Consider the following 16,515-nt stretch of genomic DNA (forward strand, 5'->3'; position numbering starts at 1 on the left):
CGCAGAAAGCGCAATTTCCCTATCACGGCTGACCAAACGCATCAGCACTCGGGATTTCGCGCGATGACCACCCTTGGTAATCGGCTACATTTTTATGTAGTGAATTTACGCCGGCTTCCTGTATTATTCGATAATCTGCACTTGACAATATTGTTTCTTCAATACCGACCCCATGCGCACGCCCTCCCTTACCAGCACCGCCAGCTTCCAAGCCCTCGAAAACCATGCCGCCCAGGCGGAAGACTGGGAAATGCGCAGCCTCTTCGCTGCCGATCCCCAGCGCTTCGAGAAACTCTCGGTCGAGGCCGCGGGGCTCTTCCTAGACTATTCAAAAAATCGCCTCGACGGGCGCACGCTTGAACTGCTGGCAGAGCTGGCGCGCGAGCGCGGCGTGGAGGCGCGCCGCGACGCGATGTTCGCTGGCGAACGCATCAACAATACCGAGAACCGCGCCGTCCTGCACACCGCCCTGCGCGCACCGCGCGGCGCGAAGCTGGTGGTCGACGGCCAGGACGTGAATGCCGACGTGCACGCGGTGCTCGACCGCATCAGGACCTTCACCGACGCGGTGCGCAGCGGCGAATGGCTGGGCCATACCGGCAAGCCGATCACCGACATCGTCAACATCGGCATCGGCGGCTCCGACCTCGGTCCGAAGATGGTCGTGCTGGCCCTGCGCCACTACACCCATCCACGCCTGAAGATGCACTTCGTGTCGAACGTCGACGGCCACGACATGGACGCGGCCCTCTCCCAGGTCGATCCGGAAACCACGCTCTTCATCGTCGCGTCGAAAACCTTTACCACGGCCGAGACCATGATGAACGCGCAAACCGCGCGCAGCTGGTTCCTCGAGCGCGCCGGCGAAGAAGCGCTGGCGAAGCACTTCGTCGCGGTCTCGACCAATACCGAGGCCATCAAGGCTTTCGGCATCGACCCGGCCAATATGTTCCCCTTCTGGGACTGGGTCGGCGGCCGCTACTCGGTGTGGTCGGCGATCGGCCTGTCGGTGGCGCTGGCCGTCGGCTTCGGCTACTTCAGTGACTTCCTGGCCGGCGCCCACGCCCTGGACGAGCACTTCCGTACCGCCCCGATCGAGCAGAACATGCCGATGCTGCTGGCCCTGGTCGGCTTCTGGAACCGCGAGTTCCTGGATGCGCATTCGGTCACCATCGCGCCCTACCACCAGGACCTGAACCGCTTCCCCGCCTATCTGCAGCAGCTCGACATGGAGAGCAACGGCAAGTGCGTCACCCGCGAAGGCGAGCCGGTCGACACCCCGACCTGCCCGGCGATCTGGGGCGAACCCGGCACCAATGGCCAGCACGCCTACTTCCAGCTGCTGCACCAGGGCACCGACCTGACCCCGATCGACTTCATCGCCGCCCTGCGCCCCGCGCACGAGATGGAACACCACCACACCGCCCTGCTGGCCAACTGCTTCGCCCAGTCGGAAGCCTTCATGAAGGGCAAGACCATCGACGAGGTGCGCGCCGATCTGCAGGCCCAGGGCCTGCCGGCTGACGAGATCGAACGCCTGGCGCCGCACAAGACCTTCCCGGGCAACCGTCCGAGCAACACCATCCTGATGGAACGCCTGACGCCGAGCACCCTCGGCGCCCTGATCGCGCTGTACGAGCACAAGACCTTCGTGCAGGGCGTGATCTGGAATGTCAACAGTTTCGACCAGTGGGGCGTTGAACTGGGCAAGGTGCTGGCGAAGAAGATCGAAGCCGAGCTTCTGGGCGAACCCCAGCCGGCGAACCACGACAGCTCCACCAACGGCCTGATCGCCCGCGCCAAGGCCGCGTTCTGAACCTATCCATTTACTCTTACATGGCAACGGATAAATTCGAGGTAGTGCACGACGCGCCCATGCTCGTCGGCGAAGCGGCGACCTGGCACGAGGTCGAGTCGGCGCTGTACTGGGTGGACATCAACGGCCACACGGTCAACCGGGTCCACCCGGCAAGCGGCAAGTACAGCTACTGGAAGATGGGGTCGGAGCCCTCGGCGCTGGCCGTCGACGGCGACAACAACCTGATCGTCTCGACGCGCACGGGCCTCATCTGCCTGAACACGACCAGCGGCAAGGAAACCCCGATCGCCGACGCGCCCTACGATACGAAGATCGTGCGCTTCAACGACGGCCGCGTCGACCCGGCGGGCCGCTTCTGGGTCGGCACCATGTACGAGCCGCGCGACAAGCCGGCGGCCGAGATGTACGTGCTCGAGCGCGGCCAGCTGCGCCGGGCCTGGGCGGGGGGCATGACGAACTCGAACGGCCTGGCCTGGAGCCTGGACGGCCGCACCATGTTCCATGCCGACACGACCACGCACCGGATCGACTGCTACGACTACGACCCGGCAAGCGGCGCGCATTCGAACGGACGCACCATCAAGACCTTCTCGACCGACAAATCGGCCGCCGACTACGGCGGCCGTCCGGACGGCGCGACGATCGACAGCGAAGGCGCCTACTGGGTGGCGATGTTCGAAGGCGGCCGCGTGCTGCGGATCGCGCCGGACGGCGAGATCCTGCGCGAGATCCTGCTGCCCGTGCGCTGCCCGACCTCGGTCGCCTTCGGCGGCTCGGACCTGCGCACGCTCTACATCACCAGCGCCAGCCACGGCCGCCCGGCTGCGGAACTGGAACAGTACCCGCTCAGCGGCAAGGTGCTGTCGATCCGTGTCGACGTTGCTGGCCGCGAAGAACCAGAGTACGTGCACCGGTAGGGGTGTTCCAGTCCAGTGGACTGGAACACGCTCTGCCGAACGCGCGTTCAAATACACGGTGAGATGAGGCGAACCGTCCATTTTCACGCTGGTTGAACGCGCGGTCGGCGAAGCCGACCGCCCTACGAAACCCAGCCATTCCGTAGTAGATTTTCTTGCCTGACGCTTATTCGTGTAGTAAATTTACACAAAGCTCTCATTCCCTTCTGAAGAAACCCATGGCCCTTTCTGATTTCGATCTCGTCTTCTTCGGCGGCAGCGGCGACCTTGCGATGCGCAAGCTGCTCCCTGCGATGTACGCGCGTGACGTCTGCGACGACCTGCCCGACACCGCCCGCATCATCTGCGTCGGCCGCGACGACTTCTCGCAGGAAGACTTCCTCCAGTTCGTCGAGAAGAACTCGAAGCCGAACATCAAGGAAACGCCTGTCGAGGCGACCTGGGCGCGCTTCCTGAAACGCATCGTCTACGTGGCCCTGAACGCCACCGACGTGAAGACCTATGCCCCACTGGTCGAGGTATTGCGCAAGGACGAATCGCTGACCCGCGTCTACTACCTGGCGACGCCTCCCCACCTGTTCGCGACCATCTGCGACAACCTGGCAGCCACGGGTCTCGCGACGCCGAATTCGCGCGTGGTGCTGGAAAAGCCGCTGGGCCGCGACCTGGCCTCGGCCAAGCAGATCAACCTCGACGTCGGCAAGGTCTTCGCCGAGTCGCAGATCTACCGGATCGACCACTACCTGGGCAAGGAGACCGTGCAGAACCTGCTGGCCCTGCGCTTCGGGAACATCCTGTTCGAGCCGCTGTGGCGCCGCGAATGGATCTCGGACGTGCAGATCACCATCGCCGAAAAGATCGGCGTGGGCAACCGCCTGGGCTACTACGACACCTCGGGCGCGCTGCGCGACATGCTGCAGAACCACCTGCTGCAGCTGCTGTGTATCGTCGCCATGGAGCCGCCGACCTCAATCGCACCGGACGCCGTGCGCGACGCCAAGCTGCAGGTCCTGCGCTCGCTGAAGCGTTTTACCCCGACCGCCCTGTCGCAGAACATCGTGCGCGGCCAGTACCGCAGCGGCTACGTCGACGGCCAGGCGGTGCCGGGCTACCGCGACGAGCCGGACGCGCCGAAGCAGTCGAAGACCGAGACCTTCGTTGCGATGAAGGCCGAGATCGACACCTGGCGCTGGGCCGGCGTGCCCTTCTACCTGCGCACGGGCAAGCGCATGGCTGACCGCCTGGCCGAGATCGTGGTGCGCTTCAAGCCGATACCGCATTCGATCTTCAACCAGCCGACTTCGAGCTTCCAGCCGAACAGCCTGGTGATCCGCCTGCAGCCGGACGAAGGCCTGTCGATGAACCTGATGGCCAAGACCCCGGGCGACTCGATGCGCCTGAAGCAGGCCGAACTCGAACTCGACTTCCGCGAGCAATTCAAGAGCCCGCGCATGGAAGCCTACGAGCGCCTGCTGGTCGACGTGCTGCGCGGCCAGCTGACCCTGTTCATGCGCGGCGACGAGCTGGAAGCGGCCTGGGAATGGGTCGAGCCCATCCTCGAGCACTGGGAGCAGGACGACAGCGCGCCGGTGCCCTACACCTCGGGCACCTGGGGCCCCGCCGCCTCGAGCGCGCTGATCGGCCGCGACGGCCTGCAGTGGCGCGAAGAAGTGCTGCCCGAAGACTGAGGGTCAAAAAACGCCATGCTGCTCGATTCCATCCGCACCCAGCTCGACTCGCTCTCCAAATCGGAGCGCAAGGTCGCGCTCGCGGTGCTGGCCGCGCCCAACGTCATCGTGACCCAGAACATCACGGCGCTGGCGAAGAGCGCCCAGGTGTCCGAGCCCACCGTGGTGCGCTTCTGCCGCACCCTGGGCTACGACGGCTGGCATGAGTTCAAGCTCAAGCTGGCCCAGGGCCTGGCGCTGGCCCTGCCCGGCGCGAACGAGCAGCCGGCGCCGGACGACCTGGCCTCGGACCTGGTGAATAAAATCTGCAGCCGCTCGATCAACACCCTGCTCGACCTGCGCAACAACCTCAAGCCGGAACTGATCCAGAAGGCGCTCGACATCCTCTCGCGCGCCAACAAGATCGAGTTCTACGGCCAGGGCTCCTCCGGCTTCGTGGCCGCCGATGCCCAGCACAAGTTCTTCCGTTCGGGCGTGCCGACGGTGGCCTACACCGACCCGGCGATCCACTCGATCGCCGCGGCCCTGCTGCGCGAAGGCGACGCGGTGGTGGCGATTTCGCAACGCGGCAATAACCCCGCCCTTACCCGGTCGGCCAAGCTGGCGCGCCGTGGCGGCGCCGACGTGATCGTGCTGGCGCCGTCAGGCACGCCGCTGGCCGAGATCGCGACCCTGTTCATCCCGATCGACCTGGTATTCGCGATCGACCCCTACACCCCGATCTCGGCGCGCCTGGCCTACCTCGTCGTGATCGACGTGCTGGCCGTGGGCCTGGCCCTGCAGCGCGGGCCGGAATTCCGCAAGAAAATGCAGAACGCCCAGAAGGCCTTGCAGGAATTCGATATGCAGTTTGATTCTTTCATCGGTTAAGCCAAACCCGCCACAGGTGTAAAATACCCGGTTTCCATCGCATTCCCGGGTATGCCCATGCACATCAATCCAGAACGCAGCTCCCGTCCCGACTACCCCCTGCTGGTGCGCCAGGTCGAGAGCGTCCTCGAAGGCGAACGCAGCTTGACCGCGAACGCCGCGCAGTTTTCCGCCCTCGTCTACGACACCCTGGCCGACCTGAACTGGGCGGGTTTCTATTTCACCGTCCCGGCCCGCAAGGGTGAAGGACAAGACCTGCTGGTCGGCCCCTTCCAGGGCAAACCCGCCTGCGCCCGCATCCCCTTCGGCCGCGGCGTCTGCGGCACCGTCGCCGTGGAGCGCAAGACCATCGTCGTGCCGGACGTGCACGCCTTCCCCGGCCACATCGCCTGCGATTCGGCGTCAAGCTCGGAGATCGTGATCCCGGTGATCAAGGACGGCGAACTGCTGGGCGTGTTCGATATCGACAGCCCCGTCCCGGACCGCTTCTCGGAAGAAGACCGGGCCGGCCTGGAAGAAATGCTTGCCGCCTTCATCGACGGCACCGATTTTTAATCTGTAACCCACCTTCCCGCCATGAACCAACTCGAACAGCTCAAGCAGTACACCACCGTGGTCGCCGACACCGGCGACTTCCAGTCGATCAAGGCCTATGCGCCGCAGGATGCGACCACCAATCCTTCGCTGATCCTCAAAGCCGTGCAGAAGCCGGAATACCGTCCGCTGCTGGAAAAGGCCATCGCCGACGCGCCGCACGCGAGCACCGAGGAAATCGTCGACAACCTCCTGATCGCCTTCGGCGTCGAGATCCTGAAGTACGTGCCGGGCCGTGTCTCGACCGAGATCGATGCCGCCCTGTCCTTTGACACCGAAGCCACCGTCGCCAAGGGCCGCGAACTGATCGCCCTGTACGAAAAGAACGGCGTGGCGCGCGAGCGCGTGCTGATCAAGATCGCCTCGACCTGGGAAGGCATCCGCGCCGCCGAGATCCTGGAGAAGGAAGGCATCCACTGCAACCTGACCCTGCTGTTCTCGCTGTGCCAGGCGATCGCCTGCGCCGAAGCGGGCGTCAAGCTGATCTCGCCTTTTGTGGGCCGCATCTATGACTGGTACAAGAAATCGACCGGCACCGACTACCAGGGCGCGGAAGACCCGGGCGTGCAGTCGGTCAAGCGCATCTACCAGTACTACCGCAAGTTCGGCTACGACACCGAAGTGATGGGCGCGAGCTTCCGTAACACCTCGCAGATCCTGGAACTGGCGGGCTGCGACCTGCTCACCATCTCGCCGGACCTGCTGCAGAAGCTGGCCGACTCGGATGCGCCGGTCGAGCGCAAGCTGGTGGCGGACGCGAATGCGGCGATTGTTGATATCGAGAAGATCGCCGTCGACGAGAAGACCTTCCGCTTCATGCTGAACGAAGACGCGATGGGGACCGAGAAGCTGTCCGAGGGTATTCGCGCCTTCGTGGCGGATTCGATCAAGCTGAAGAAGATGATCGAAGAGCTGAAGAAGTAAAAAAGAAAACCCGCCAAATGGCGGGTTTTTTGTAGGGGTGGCCCAGTCCAGTGGACTGGGCCACGCTATGCCGACCGCGCGTTCAGCTCCCGGACGCGTAGTAGCAAAGCATACCGGAGTCGAACGCGCGGTCGTTCGTAATTTCGGACATTGCCCGAAATTACCCCGACCACCCTACGAGACCCTAAGGCCAGCCAGGTAGGTATCGATCACCGTTCCACCCAGCTCCTGCAAATTGAACATGGTCGGCTCGAAGATCCAGTTGCGGATCAGCCCATCGACCATGATCCAGCCGCCCTGCGCGGCCTCGCGGGTGCTTACCCCGGGCCGCAACATCCCCTTCTCCTGCGCCAGTTTCAGGTGCCCTTCCATCCGGTCCTGCCACAGCCCGATCGATTCGCGCCGGCGCGCGCGCACCGAATCCACCTCGTCGATGAACTCGGTCTTCAGGGTCGCGATCTCGAACACGCGGCGCGCCTTCTCGTCTTCGACCACGATGCGCAACACGGTCATCATGTCGTCGCGCAGGCATTGCAGCGGGTCTTTCACGTCGCGCTGGTTGTCGAGGACCTGCATCGCCTCGTCCATCGGCATCTTGGCGCGGTCGAACATGGCGTTGAAGAGCGCGCCCTTGTCCAGGAAATGCCAATAGATTGCGCCGCGCGTCACGCCCGCAGCGCTTGCAATATGCTGTAAAGTCGTTCTTGAAACTCCTTGTTGCGCGAACAATTTTTCAGCTGCATCAAGGATGCTGTCGCGGGTGACCGCGGCTTCCGCTTTCGTCTTACGTGCCATTTTTTTGTTGCCCTCCCATTTGAAGGGGTGCTCCAGCAATAAACATACAGCCGTGATAGTATATAAAACTGTCCCCAATTGCCAGTGACGATTCGTAAGCGGTCGAAGTGTCTGCCTGCGGTAGTCGAATTAATAACGAGAAGGAAGCATACGTAATGCGCTCAGACCACTCCTCCATTTCCCTGACCCGGATCGCAGCAGCCACGCTCGTGGCTGTGACCCTGCTCTCGGCCTGCGGCAAGAAAGACGCTCCGGCCGCTGGCGGCCCCGGCGGCGGCATGCCGGCGCCGGAAGTCGGCGTCATCACCACCCGATTCGAACCGGTCGCGCTGCAGACCGAACTGCCGGCCCGCGCCGAGCCGGTCCGCACCTCGCAGGTGCGCGCGCGAGTCGACGGCGTCGTCCTGAAGCGCCTGTTCACCGAAGGCAGCGAAGTCAAGCAGGGCCAGTCCCTGTTCCAGATCGACCCGGCGCCTTACCAGGCCCAGCTGGCCGCCGCCCAGGCCGACCTCGGCCGCGCCCAGGCCACACTGACCCAGGCCGCCGCCCAGGCCAACCGCTACAAGCCGCTGGTGGAAGCGAACGCCATCAGCCAGCAGGAATACACCAACGCCGTCGCCGCCCAGAAGCAGGCCGAAGCCGCCGTGGCCGCCGCCAAGGCGCAGGTGCGCATCGCCCAGATCAACCAGGGCTATGCCAATGTCTACGCCCCGATCTCGGGCCGCATCGGCCGCGCCCTGGTGACCGAAGGCGCGATCGTCTCGGCGGCCCAGGCGACCGAACTGGCGCTGATCCAGCAGACCAACCCGATGTACCTGAACATCACCCAGTCGGCTTCCGAACTGCAGCGCCTGCGCAAGCAGGCCGGCCAGAACGGCGGCAACGCCAAGGACGTGCCGGTCACCGTGATCCTGGACGACGGCACCGAACTGGGCGCACGCGGCAAGCTGCTGTTCTCGGACGTCACCGTCGACCCGAGCACCGGCCAGGTCACCCTGCGCGCCACCGTGCCGAACCCGGACAACTCCCTGCTGCCGGGTCAGTACGTGCGCGTGCGCATCGCCCAGGCCCAGATCCCGAACGGCATCGTCGTGCCGCAGCAGGCCGTGACCCGCGGCGGCCCGCAGGGCGATACGCTGATGGTCGTCGGCGCCGACAACAAGCCGGCCCAGCGCACCGTCAAGATCGCATCGCAACAGGGCGCGAGCTGGGTCGTCACCGAAGGCCTGAAGGAAGGCGAACGCGTGATGGTCGACGGCTTCCAGAAGCTGCAGATGCTGCCGCCGGGTACCCCGGTCAAGGCAGTGCCATGGCAGGCATCGGCGCAGGCTGCGCCAGGCGCCGCCCCGGCGCCGGCCACCGCGAACGCCGGCGCAGCCGCCGCCAACAATGCGCGCCAGCTTCCGGCTTCGGCCCCGTCGGGTTCCACCGCCGGCGCCGCGCCGGCCGCTGCCTCGACTGGCAAGTAATCCGCCGGAACAGAACAGGACATATTCATGGCACGTTTTTTTATTGACCGCCCCATTTTTGCGTGGGTGATCGCGCTGTTCATCATGGTGATCGGCGGTGTGTCGATCACCCAGCTGCCGATCGCCCAGTATCCGAACGTGGCTCCGCCATCGATCGTGATCAATGCCGCCTATCCTGGCGCATCGGCGCAAACCCTGGAAGACTCGGTCATCTCCGTCATCGAACGCGAGATGAACGGCTCGCCGGGCCTCGTCTACATGGAATCGAGCAGCACCGCCAACGGCAGCGGCTCGATCACCCTGACCTTTGAAACCGGCACCAATCCGGAGCTCGCCCAGGTGGACGTCCAGAACCGCCTGTCGCGCGCGGCGCCGCGCCTGCCGGCGGCCGTGAACCAACAGGGCGTGCGCGTCGACAAGGTGCGTGCGAACTTCCTGCTGTTCACCATCATCTCCTCGGACGATCCGGCCTGGGATCCGATCAGGCTGGGTGACTACGCCTCGCGCACCATCCTGCCCGAAATCCAGCGTATCAAGGGCGTCGGTACCGCGCAGCTGTTCGGTACCGAGCGCGCGATGCGCGTCTGGATCGACCCTGCCAAGCTGGTGGGCTTCCGTCTGTCGCCGGCCGACGTGAACAACGCGATCCGCAGCCAGAACGCCCAGGTGGCGTCCGGCACCATCGGCGACCTGCCGCTGGCCCAAGGCCAGGAGATCACCGCGACCGTGGTGGTGACCGGCCAGCTCTCGACCGTCGAACAGTTCGGCAACATCGTGCTGCGCGCCAACCCGGACGGCTCTACCGTGCGCCTGAAGGACGTGGCCCGCCTCGAGATCGGCGGCCAGGCGTATTCGACTTCGGCGCGCCTGAACGGCAAGCCGTCCACCGGTATCGGCGTGCAGCTGGCGCCGACCGGCAACGCACTCGAGACCGCGCGCCTGGTGCGGGAACGCGTGGACGAACTGGCGAAGTTCTTCCCGGCCGGGATGAAGGCCACCGTGCCGTTCGACAGTACGAAGTTCATCGACATCTCGATCGAGCAGGTGCTGCATACCCTGGTCGAGGCGCTGGTGCTGGTGTTCCTCGTGATGTACCTGTTCCTGCAGAACTTCCGCTACACCATCATCCCGACCATCGTCGTGCCGGTCGCCCTGCTCGGGTCGCTGGGCACCCTGCTGGCGCTGGGCTACTCGATCAACGTGCTGACCATGTTCGGCATGGTGCTGGTGATCGGTATCGTGGTCGACGACGCCATCGTGGTGGTCGAGAACGTCGAGCGCATCATGTCCGAAGAGGGGCTGCCGCCGTTAGAGGCGACCCGCAAGGCAATGGGCCAGATCTCGGGCGCCATCGTCGGTGTGACCGTGGTCCTGATGTCGGTGTTCGTGCCGCTGGCTTTCTTCGCCGGCGCCGTGGGTAACATCTACCGCCAGTTCGCGGTCGTCATGGTGTCCTCGATCGCCTTCTCGGCCTTCCTGGCGCTGTCGCTCACCCCCGCCCTGTGCGCCCACCTGCTGAAACCCGTGGAAGCGGGTCACCACCACGAGAAGCGCGGCTTCTTCGGCTGGTTCAACCGCAAGTTCGCGGCGACCGCGAAGGGATACGAAGGCTGGGTCGGCAAGCTGATTCGCGGCTCGGGCCGCGCGCTGGTGGCCTTCGTGCTGGTCTGCGGCCTGGTGACGCTGTTCTTCACCCGCATGCCGAGTTCCTTCCTGCCGAACGAAGACCAGGGCTACGTGATCGCCAACATCCAGCTGCCGCCTGGCGCGACGCTGGAACGCACCAACGAAGTAATGCGCACCGCCGAAGCCTTCATCATGAAGCAGCCGGAAGTGGCGAACATGGTCAGCGTGCTGGGCTTCTCGTTCTCGGGCGCGGGCCAGAACATGGCGCTGGCCTTCATCCCGTTGAAGGACTGGGACGAGCGCAAGGGCGAGGGTTCGAGCGCCCAGGCCCTGGCCGGCCGCATCATCGGCGGCCTGTCGGGCGTGCGCGACGCCTTCATCTTCGCGCTGTCGCCGCCGCCGATCCCCGAACTGGGCCGCGGCACCGGCTTCAGCTTCCGCCTGCAGGACCGCGGCGGAAACGGCCACGACGCCCTGCTGGCAGCCCGCAACCAGCTGCTCGGCATGGCCGCGCAGAGCCAGATCCTCACCGGCGTGCGTCCGGAAGGCCTGGAAGACGCGCCGCAAGTCATGCTCGATATCGACCGCGACAAGGCACAGGCCCTGGGTGTCACTTTTGACGCGATCAACACCGCGATCTCGACTTCGCTGGGCTCGTCCTACGTGAACGACTTCCCGAACGCCGGCCGCCTGCAGCGCGTGGTGGTGCAGGCCGAGGCGAGCGCCCGCATGCAGCCGGACGACCTGCTGCGCCTGAATGCGCTCAATGTGCAGGGCCAGCCGGTCCCGCTGTCTTCCTTCGCGACGACGCGCTGGGTGACCGGTCCGATGCAGACGCTGCGCTACAACGGTTATCCGGCGATGAGCATCTCGGGCGACGCCAAACCGGGCTATTCGACCGGTGACGCGCTGGCAGAAATGGAGCGTCTGGCAGGCCAGCTGCCGCCGGGTTTCGCCTTCGAGTGGACCGGCCAGTCGCGCGAAGAACAGCTCTCGGGCGGCACCATGGGCATCCTGATGGCCTTCTCGCTGCTGGCGATCTTCCTGGCCCTGGCGGCGCTGTATGAAAGCTGGTCGATCCCGGTGTCCGTGCTGCTGGTGGTGCCATTCGGTATCCTGGGCGCCGTGCTGGCGGCCATGATGCGTGGCTACCCGAACGACGTGTACTTCAAGATCGGCCTGGTGACCATCATCGGCCTGGCGGCGAAGAACGCGGTGCTGATCATCGAGTTCGCGAAAGACCTGCAGGCGCAGGGCAAGTCGCCGGCGGAAGCGGCGATCGAGGCGGCGCACCTGCGCTTCCGCCCGATCATCATGACCTCGCTGGCCTTCATCCTCGGCGTGCTGCCGCTGGTGATCGCAGGCGGCGCCGGCTCGGCATCGCAGCGCGCGATCGGTACCGGCGTGATGGGCGGTATGATTACGGCTTCCACGCTGGGCGTGCTGTTCGTGCCGCTGTTCTTCGTCGTCGTGCGCAAGATCTTCAAGGGCAGCAAGCGCCAGCAGGAGAAGTACGCGCACCACGCGGAACAAGCCCAGGCCGTCGAAGGAAAACAACCATGATCGATACGATGAAAAAACTGACCCCCTTGGTCCTGGCCATGAGCCTGGCCGGCTGCATGTCGCTGGCGCCGAAGTACGAGCGTCCGCAAGCGCCGGTGGCCCAGGCCTTCCCGGAACTGCCGAAGCCGGCCAATGCCCCGGCCGCCCAACTGGCGAACGAGGCGCCGGTGAACCTGGCCTGGCAGCGCTTCTTCCCGGACGCGCGCCTGCGCGGCCTGATCGAGCAGTCCTTGAGCAATAATCGCGACCTGCGCGTGGCCATCGCCAACATCGAGCAGGCCCGTTCGCAGTTCCGCATCCAGCGCGCCGACCGCCTGCCTTCGGTGGGCTTCGGCATCAGCGGCCAGCGCCAGACCACCGGCGAAGACCAGCCGATCGAGAGCCTCTACCAGTCCGGCCTGTCGGTGTCGGCCTTCGAGCTCGACCTGTTCGGCCGCGTGAAGAACCTGTCGGACGCGGCCCTGGCCCAGTACCTGGCGACCGAGGAAGCCCGCAAGGCGACCCAGATCAGCCTGGTCGCGTCGGTGGCCAACGCCTACCTGCAGCTGCTGGCGGACGAGGAACTGCTGCGCATTACCCAGCAGACCCTGGAGACCCGCCAGGAATCGCTGCGCCTGACGCAGCTGCGCTTCGACAACGGCGTGTCCTCGCGTTTCGAACTGCAGCAGGCCCGCTCGCTGGTGGAAACCGCGCTGGCCACGCTGGCCGCGACCCAGCGCCAGCGCGCCCAGGACGTCAACCTCCTGACCCTGCTGGTCGGGGGACCGGTGGGCGACAGCCCGGCCGGCGCCACCCTGGCCCAGACCGAGCTGCCCGACCTGCCGGCCGGCCTGCCCTCGGATCTGCTGGCCAACCGTCCGGACATCCGTTCGGCCGAACAGCAGCTGATCGCGGCCAACGCCAACATCGGCGCGGCGCGCGCGAACTTCTTCCCGCGCATCACGCTGACGGGGTCGGTGGGCAGCGCCAGCACCGAGCTGTCCGGCCTGTTCAAGTCCGGCTCCTACGGCTGGACCTTCGCGCCGCAGGCGGTGCTGCCGATCTTCGACTACGGCCGCAACAGCGCCGTGCTGGGCAGCGCTCGCGCACAGCGCGACATCGCGGTGGCGCAGTACGAGCGCTCGATCCAGCAAGCCTTCCGCGAAGTGGCGGATGCGCTGGCCGGCCAGTCGACCTTCAGCGAGCAGCTGCGCGCCCAGCGCGCCGTGGCCGAGGCCGAAGCCGACCGCTTCAACCTGGCCGACCTGCGCTACAAGAACGGCGCAGCCAGCTACCTCGACCTGCTGGACGCCCAGCGTTCGCTATTCCAGGCACAGCAGCAGGCGGTGCAGGCCAACCTGCAGCGCCTGCAGAACCAGGTCACGCTCTACCGCGTGCTGGGCGGCGGCTGGAGCGAGCCGGCGCAGCCGGTGGCGGCACGCTGAGCGTCATCACCTGAATCGAACCGGGCCCTCTGTGGCCCGGTTTTTTTTCGCCCGCCGCTTCAGTACCAAGCCCACAACCTCGGTGTCAGGTCTGACATTCAGACACGAGCTGAACCATCAAGGCGTCAGACGCTCAGTCCTTTCCAGCTGAGCCTGTGTCCGAATGTCAGACCTGACACCGGTTGGTGTTCCAGCTGAGCCTGTGTCCGAATGTCAGACCTGACACCGCTTGGTGTGAATCGAACCGGGCCCTGTGTGGCCCGGTTTTTTTACGCCTGCCGCTCGCGCCGGCGGCGTGCGGCGTTGTCCAGGTCCGCGATCGGCGACAGGATCTCGCGGTCGAAATCGAGAATAGTCTTGCCCTCGCGCACGCGACGGGGCCAGTCGGCATGGGTCAGCGCTCCGCGCCCCAGCGACACCAGGTCGGCCTCGCCATTTGCGACCATCGCCGCGGCATGCGCCGGATCGTGCAGAGAGCCGTTGGCGATCACCGGCAGGCCCGCATACTGTTTGGCCAGCGCCGCCAGGCTCGGGCCGTCGCCGAAGGCGCCTTTCCAGGCCTCGAATTCCGTGGTGTGAACATAGTCGACCGGCAGCCGGCCCAGGACGCCGAAGACCTGCGCCGCGTCGGCCTCGGCGCCGCGCCACTTGTGGGCGAAATCGTTGACCTTGCCCTGCGAGATCCGTACCCCGACCGTGAAATCGGCGCCGACGGCGGCACGCACTGCTCGCGCGACCTCGGCGATCAGGGTGACGCGTTGGGCCACGTTTCCGCCGTAGTGGTCGCAGCGTTGATTGATCCCCTCGCTCAGGAACTGGTCCAGCAGGTATCCGTTTGCCCCATGGATCTCGACGCCGTCGAAGCCAGCCTCGCGCGCCCTGGCGGCGGCATCGGCGAAGCCGCGGATCGCTTCGGCAATCTCGGCATCACTCATCGCCTGCGGAACGGGATAGGGGCCGCTGCCGCGATAGAAAGACATCTGCTCCCCCCGCGGCTTGACAGCCGAGGGACCGCGCGTGCTGCTCCTGTGCGGATTACCCTGCGACAGGGCGCCCGCATGCATCAGCTGGGCGACGATGCGCGCGTCGCCGGCATGCACGGCGCGCACGATCGGCGCCCACGCCTCGCGCTGCGCGGCGTCGGACAGGCCGGGCTGGTACAGGTAGCCCTGGGAAAACGCCGCGTCCGTATAGATGCCTTCGGTGATGACCAGGCCGAAACCGCCTTCGGCAAAGGCGGCGTAGTAGTCCCGCATCGCCGCGTTCGCCCGCCCGTCGGCCTCCGCGCTGACGCGCGTCATGGGCGCCACCACCAGCCGGTTGCGCAAGACCATGCGGCCGATGGCCGGCGTGTCGAACAGGCCGCGCTCCTGCGGCTGCCGCGCGCCCATCAGTTTCCCCCTTCGCGGCGCACCGCGGCGATGGCCTCGATTTCGATCATCGCCTTCGGATCATAAAGGGCGCGGATCTCGGCGATGGTGTCGGCCGGGTACGGCGCCGAAAAGAACTCGCGGCGCAACGCCACCACGTCCTGGAAATGCCCCATGTCGGTGACGAAGATGGTGACCTTGACGACGTCGCGCAGGCTCGATCCGCCCGCCTCGAGCGCACGCCGCAGGTTGGAGAAGGCCTGGCGCCCCTGGGCCAGGAAGCCGCCCTCGACGATCCTGCCGTCGTCGCCGGCGCCGGCCTGGCCCGAGATGAACAGCAGCTCGCCGAAGCGGATGCCCTGCGACAGCAGGAAGGGGGCGTAGTTGTCGGGTTGGGTGACGATACGTTCCAGCATGATGAATCCTTTCGATACGTGGTTGCCGGCCGTGTGCCGGTACCGGAACGATAGGCCTGGAGCGAAACGTTGACAAACTAGTAATTATCAGGCATAAGGTGAATTAATCTCACCCGTCCCGATATGCGGCGCCTCCCTCCTCTCTCGTCCTTGCGTGCCTTCGAGGCCGCGGCCCGTCACGGCAGCTTCAAGCAGGCCGCGGCCGAACTCGCCGTCACGCCGACCGCGGTGAGCCACCAGATCCGTTTTCTCGAGGAGTACACCGGCCTGGTGCTGTTCGACCGGCAGGTGCGCAGGGTGGTCCTGACCGAGGCCGGCGCCGCGCTCTACCCGGTGCTGCGCGACGGCTTCAACGCCTTCGAGACCGTGCTGCGCCGGCTCGGCGCGCCGCAGGCGTCGCGGCCGGTCACGATTTCGGCGACGAACGCCTTCATGGCCCATTGGCTGGCGCCGCGGATCGCCGACTTTCGCCGCCAGCACCCGGACATCGACCTGGAACTGCATGCATCGGACCAGCTGGTCGAACTCGGCGGCGAGCAGGCCGACCTGGCGATCCGCTACGGGCGCGGCCCCTATCCCGGCATGGTGGCGCAGCCGCTGTTCGCGGATCGCTTCGCGCCGCTGGCCAGCCCGGCGCTGCGGGACGCCGATCCCGCCGACGCGGGGACCCCGCTGATCGCATTCCAATGGACACGCGAACACCCGCTCAATCCCACCTGGCCGGCCTGGTTCGCGGCGGCCGGCCTGCCATGGCCGGCGCGTCCGGGCCAGCTGCGCTTTTCCGACGAGGGCCACGCCATCCAGGCGGCGCTCGCCGGCCAGGGTGTCGCCCTGCTCAGCCTCGAACTGCTGGCCGGCGAACTCGCCGCGGGACGCCTGGTGCGGCTGCCGGGTCCGGCGATACCGGGACACACCTATACCCTGGTCAGCAGCGCGGGACATGCGCCGGAACCGCAGGTGGCGGCCGCCCAGGCCTGGCTGCGCGTCCAGGGCGCCGAGATGGGTCGGGGTCAGGCCTGACCCCGGTTTGTGAGGCGGTA

General features: G+C 66.0%; 13 protein-coding genes. 10 read left to right on the forward strand and 3 right to left on the reverse strand.

The window, feature by feature from the left end:
* Positions 1–172: 172 nt before the first annotated feature.
* From pgi to tal, 6 genes are all read left to right on the forward strand, one after another.
* On the forward strand, positions 173–1,816 hold the full coding sequence (gene pgi / locus NX780_RS01480) for a glucose-6-phosphate isomerase (protein WP_258826097.1): 1,644 nt from the start codon (positions 173–175) through the stop codon (positions 1,814–1,816).
* Between the two features lie 20 nt (positions 1,817–1,836).
* Positions 1,837–2,736, forward strand: coding sequence for an SMP-30/gluconolactonase/LRE family protein (locus NX780_RS01485; RefSeq protein WP_258826098.1), 900 nt, complete (start codon positions 1,837–1,839; stop codon positions 2,734–2,736).
* Between the two features lie 218 nt (positions 2,737–2,954).
* Positions 2,955–4,424, forward strand: coding sequence for a glucose-6-phosphate dehydrogenase (gene zwf / locus NX780_RS01490; RefSeq protein ID WP_258826099.1), 1,470 nt, complete (start codon positions 2,955–2,957; stop codon positions 4,422–4,424).
* A 15-nt stretch (positions 4,425–4,439) separates the two neighbouring features.
* Complete coding sequence (locus NX780_RS01495; RefSeq protein WP_258826100.1) at positions 4,440–5,294, forward strand: SIS domain-containing protein; 855 nt, start codon at positions 4,440–4,442, stop codon at positions 5,292–5,294.
* Between the two features lie 57 nt (positions 5,295–5,351).
* Positions 5,352–5,849, forward strand: coding sequence for a free L-methionine (R)-S-oxide reductase MsrC (gene msrC, locus NX780_RS01500; RefSeq protein WP_258826101.1), 498 nt, complete (start codon positions 5,352–5,354; stop codon positions 5,847–5,849).
* A 21-nt stretch (positions 5,850–5,870) separates the two neighbouring features.
* On the forward strand, positions 5,871–6,812 hold the full coding sequence (gene tal, locus NX780_RS01505; RefSeq protein WP_258826102.1) for a transaldolase: 942 nt from the start codon (positions 5,871–5,873) through the stop codon (positions 6,810–6,812).
* A gap of 174 nt (positions 6,813–6,986) precedes the next feature.
* On the opposite strand, the gene NX780_RS01510 is transcribed toward tal, so the two are convergent.
* Complete coding sequence (locus tag NX780_RS01510) at positions 6,987–7,607, reverse strand: TetR family transcriptional regulator (protein WP_258826386.1); 621 nt, start codon at positions 7,605–7,607, stop codon at positions 6,987–6,989.
* A 155-nt stretch (positions 7,608–7,762) separates the two neighbouring features.
* On the opposite strand from NX780_RS01510, the gene NX780_RS01515 reads away from it, so the two are divergent.
* From NX780_RS01515 to NX780_RS01525, 3 genes are read left to right on the forward strand one after another with little or no spacing between them, the layout of a single operon-like run.
* The gene (locus NX780_RS01515) at positions 7,763–9,076 is read left to right on the forward strand and encodes an efflux RND transporter periplasmic adaptor subunit (RefSeq protein ID WP_258826103.1); all 1,314 of its coding nucleotides are present in this window, start codon (positions 7,763–7,765) and stop codon (positions 9,074–9,076) included.
* A gap of 27 nt (positions 9,077–9,103) precedes the next feature.
* Positions 9,104–12,265, forward strand: coding sequence for an efflux RND transporter permease subunit (locus NX780_RS01520; RefSeq protein WP_258826104.1), 3,162 nt, complete (start codon positions 9,104–9,106; stop codon positions 12,263–12,265).
* Entirely contained in the window at positions 12,262–13,689 is a 1,428-nt protein-coding gene (locus NX780_RS01525) for an efflux transporter outer membrane subunit (protein WP_307732560.1), read from the forward strand. Before NX780_RS01520 ends, NX780_RS01525 begins: the two co-directional genes overlap by 4 nt.
* A 269-nt stretch (positions 13,690–13,958) precedes the next feature.
* Here the strand turns inward: NX780_RS01525 and NX780_RS01530 are convergent, their stop codons facing one another.
* Together NX780_RS01530 and NX780_RS01535 are read right to left on the reverse strand one after the other, a co-directional pair.
* Positions 13,959–15,080 (reverse strand): NADH:flavin oxidoreductase, encoded by a 1,122-nt coding sequence (locus NX780_RS01530; protein WP_258826105.1) that lies wholly within the window; start codon positions 15,078–15,080, stop codon positions 13,959–13,961.
* Positions 15,080–15,475, reverse strand: a complete 396-nt coding sequence (locus tag NX780_RS01535; protein WP_258826106.1) for a RidA family protein — start codon at positions 15,473–15,475, stop codon at positions 15,080–15,082. Before NX780_RS01535 ends, NX780_RS01530 begins: the two co-directional genes overlap by 1 nt.
* 123 nt (positions 15,476–15,598) lie before the next feature.
* Between NX780_RS01535 and NX780_RS01540 the strand changes: the two genes are divergently transcribed.
* Positions 15,599–16,495 carry a LysR substrate-binding domain-containing protein gene (locus NX780_RS01540; RefSeq protein ID WP_258826107.1) on the forward strand — a complete coding sequence of 299 codons (897 nt, stop codon included), beginning with the start codon at positions 15,599–15,601 and terminating at the stop codon, positions 16,493–16,495.
* Positions 16,496–16,515: the final 20 nt, after the last annotated feature.

The organism is Massilia agri (assembly GCF_024753255.1).
Classification (GTDB): domain Bacteria; phylum Pseudomonadota; class Gammaproteobacteria; order Burkholderiales; family Burkholderiaceae_D; genus Telluria; species Telluria agri.

What these genes read in the sequence shown, in the direction of transcription:
- msrC (WP_258826101.1), top strand. Translation starts at nt 5,352, where the DNA reads ATGCACATCAATCCAGAACGCAGCTCCCGTCCCGACTACCCCCTGCTG.
- NX780_RS01535 (WP_258826106.1), bottom strand. Translation starts at nt 15,475, where the DNA reads ATGCTGGAACGTATCGTCACCCAACCCGACAACTACGCCCCCTTCCTG.
- NX780_RS01495 (WP_258826100.1), top strand. Translation starts at nt 4,440, where the DNA reads ATGCTGCTCGATTCCATCCGCACCCAGCTCGACTCGCTCTCCAAATCG.
- NX780_RS01525 (WP_307732560.1), top strand. Translation starts at nt 12,262, where the DNA reads ATGATCGATACGATGAAAAAACTGACCCCCTTGGTCCTGGCCATGAGC.
- zwf (WP_258826099.1), top strand. Translation starts at nt 2,955, where the DNA reads ATGGCCCTTTCTGATTTCGATCTCGTCTTCTTCGGCGGCAGCGGCGAC.
- NX780_RS01530 (WP_258826105.1), bottom strand. Translation starts at nt 15,080, where the DNA reads ATGGGCGCGCGGCAGCCGCAGGAGCGCGGCCTGTTCGACACGCCGGCC.
- NX780_RS01485 (WP_258826098.1), top strand. Translation starts at nt 1,837, where the DNA reads ATGGCAACGGATAAATTCGAGGTAGTGCACGACGCGCCCATGCTCGTC.
- NX780_RS01540 (WP_258826107.1), top strand. Translation starts at nt 15,599, where the DNA reads ATGCGGCGCCTCCCTCCTCTCTCGTCCTTGCGTGCCTTCGAGGCCGCG.
- NX780_RS01520 (WP_258826104.1), top strand. Translation starts at nt 9,104, where the DNA reads ATGGCACGTTTTTTTATTGACCGCCCCATTTTTGCGTGGGTGATCGCG.
- NX780_RS01515 (WP_258826103.1), top strand. Translation starts at nt 7,763, where the DNA reads ATGCGCTCAGACCACTCCTCCATTTCCCTGACCCGGATCGCAGCAGCC.
- NX780_RS01510 (WP_258826386.1), bottom strand. Translation starts at nt 7,607, where the DNA reads ATGGCACGTAAGACGAAAGCGGAAGCCGCGGTCACCCGCGACAGCATC.
- tal (WP_258826102.1), top strand. Translation starts at nt 5,871, where the DNA reads ATGAACCAACTCGAACAGCTCAAGCAGTACACCACCGTGGTCGCCGAC.
- pgi (WP_258826097.1), top strand. Translation starts at nt 173, where the DNA reads ATGCGCACGCCCTCCCTTACCAGCACCGCCAGCTTCCAAGCCCTCGAA.